The 2,481-nt window shown below is 69.4% G+C and carries 2 protein-coding genes; both read left to right on the top strand.

Annotated elements, in window-relative coordinates; genetic code table 11:
• A partial coding sequence (locus VGW35_04025) for a cell division protein FtsH (GenBank protein HEV8306811.1) occupies positions 1-444 on the top strand: 444 nt, incomplete at its 5' end.
• A 170-nt stretch (positions 445-614) separates the two neighbouring features.
• Positions 615-2,012: a dipeptidase gene (locus VGW35_04020; protein HEV8306810.1), complete on the top strand. Its 1,398-nt coding sequence runs from the start codon at positions 615-617 to the stop codon at positions 2,010-2,012.
• Positions 2,013-2,481: the final 469 nt, after the last annotated feature.

The raw sequence follows: 2,481 nt of genomic DNA, 5'->3' as shown, positions 1-2,481 counted from the left end.
GACATCGAGAAGGCGACCGACCTGGCGCGCAGGATGGTCACCGAGTTCGGCATGAGCGACAAGCTCGGTCCGCTCAGCTTCGGCAAGCGCGACGAGCTCGTCTTCCTCGGCCGCGAGATCGGTGAGCAGCGTAACTACAGCGACGATGTCGCCAAGACCATCGACGAGGAGGTTCGGGCAATCATCGACCGTGCCTACGACCGGGCGATGGAGGTCCTTGTCGCGAATCGCGACCGGCTCCAGAACCTGGCCGAGAAGCTCGTCGCGGAGGAGACCGTCGATACGGAGGAGTTCGAGAAGCTCTTCAGCGACCTGCCGCCCAAGGAGGACATCCACGGCGGCGCCCCGGTGCTAGGTCAGGGCAAGGCCGCGGCGTCGGGCTCCTCGGACAAGCCGGGCACCTCGGCCGGCCCGGCGCCGGCGCCGGCACCAAGCCCGGCCTGACCGGCGGCGCCCGCGAGCCGCCACATTCCACGCACGCGACACGACCGGCGAGCCGTCAGGCTCGCCGGCTCGATTCTGCGTAGGATTCGAGTTCGGGCCACCTGGGCCCGACCCTCGAGCCGCCAGCCGATCGACAGCCGATCTACCCCTTCCCGCCACCGGAGGACCCGATGACCGCCACCACCGATGCCCTGGAGACCTATCTCGATGCCAATCACGACCGTCGGCTCGCGTCATACGAGGCATTCCTGCGCATCCCGTCCGTGTCGGCCTTGCCCGAGAACGCGGCGGATTGTCGGCGGGCCGCCGAGTTCCTGGCGGATGAGCTGCGGACGATGGGAGTCGAGCACGTCGAGGTGGCCGAGACCGGCGGCCACCCCCTCGTGTACGGCGACTGGCTCCATGCGGAGGGAGCGCCAACGATCCTCGTGTACGGGCACTACGACGTCCAGCCACCGGATCCCATCGAGGAATGGGAGAAGGCGCCGTTCGAGCCGCTCATCCGCGACGGCCGGATGCTCGCCCGGGGCGCGGCCGACGACAAGGCCCAGGTGCACATGCACCTGCGGGCCGCGGAGGCCATCCTGGCCACCCGCGGCCGGCTGCCGGTCAACCTCAAGTTCCTGTTCGAGGGCGAGGAGGAGGGAACCTCCGTGAACCTCGATCGCTGGCTCGATGAACACCGGGATCGGTTGACGGCCGACCTCGCGGTGATCAGCGACACCGGCTTCTTCGAGGGGAATCTCCCGGCGATCACGCTCGGCCTGCGGGGCATCAGCTACTTCCAGGTGGACGTCCTGGGGACGGCGGTCGACCTCCACTCGGGCGTCTACGGCGGAGCCGTCCAGAATCCGGGCAACGCGCTGGCCCACCTCATCGCTGCGCTCAAGAGCGCAGACGGCCGGATCCTGGTGCCCGGCTTCTACGACGACGTGGTCCCGCTGAGCGATCGAGATCGGGAGGCGTTCGCGGCCCTGCCCTTCGATGAAGAGGCCTACCGGGAGGAGCTGGGGCTCCCGACGCTCGTCGGGGAGCCGGGATACACGACCCTCGAGCGCCGTGGCGCTCGGCCCACGCTCGACGTCAACGGCATCTGGGGAGGCTTCCAGGGCGAGGGCGCCAAGACGATCATCCCGGCCAGCGCCCACGCCAAGATCAGCTGCCGGCTCGTCGTCAACCAGGAGCCGGACAAGATCTATGAGCTGGTCCGCGCACACATCCTGCGGGCCGCCCCGGAAGGCTGCCGGGTGGAGGTCACGAACCTGGGAGGCGGGCTGCCGGGCCTGACGCCGATGGATCACCCGGCCACGCAGGCCGCCGTCCGCGCCCTGGAAGCGACCTTCGGTCAGCGCCCGCTGTTCATTCGCGAGGGCGGATCCATCCCGGTCTGCGCCAGCTTCGCGTCGATCCTAGGGCTGCCGGTCGTCCTGCTGGGCTTCGCCAACCCCGACTGCAACGCGCATGCGCCGAACGAATCGATGATCCTCGCCAATTACGAGACGGGGATCCGGACCATCGTCCGATACTGGGACGAGCTGGCGGCGATTCCGGAGGCGCTGCGCGCCTAAGCCGAGGGTCGCCCGGCCGGGGGCCCCGACAGGAGGTGCATCACAGCGCGGGCGGCGGCGGGAGCATCCGCCGCGTCCGAGTCCTGCCACCACGTCGCCCCTCAAACGGCCCGTATCGCCGACAACGCTATACCGGCGCCTGGCAGGGCCGTTGGCGTTGGGCGGGCGTCGAAACCATCGCCGATGCATGGTCGGCCATGCATGATCGCTGGCGTCGCGCCTGCCGCTGGACCGTGCTCAGTGGGTTTGTGGCTCGGGCAAGGCCAGATGTACTGCCGACAGCGATGCGAACCCGTTCTGCGCCGGGCGTCCGACGCCGTCGGGCGAGGGTCGAGGGGGTTACTTTCGGACGGCCGAATACAGGCCCCTTCGGGGGGTGACCGGCGGCACCACGGTGCTACCATGCCGGCACGTCACCACCCGGGAGGACCACCTCGCCTTGAGCACCGAGACCGTCGACACACTGGCA

The organism is Candidatus Methylomirabilota bacterium (assembly GCA_036005065.1).
GTDB lineage: Bacteria > Methylomirabilota > Methylomirabilia > Rokubacteriales > DASRDR01 > DASYQW01.
Note: the sequence above shows the minus strand (reverse complement) of the source record. Positions and strands in the feature narration are given on the sequence as shown.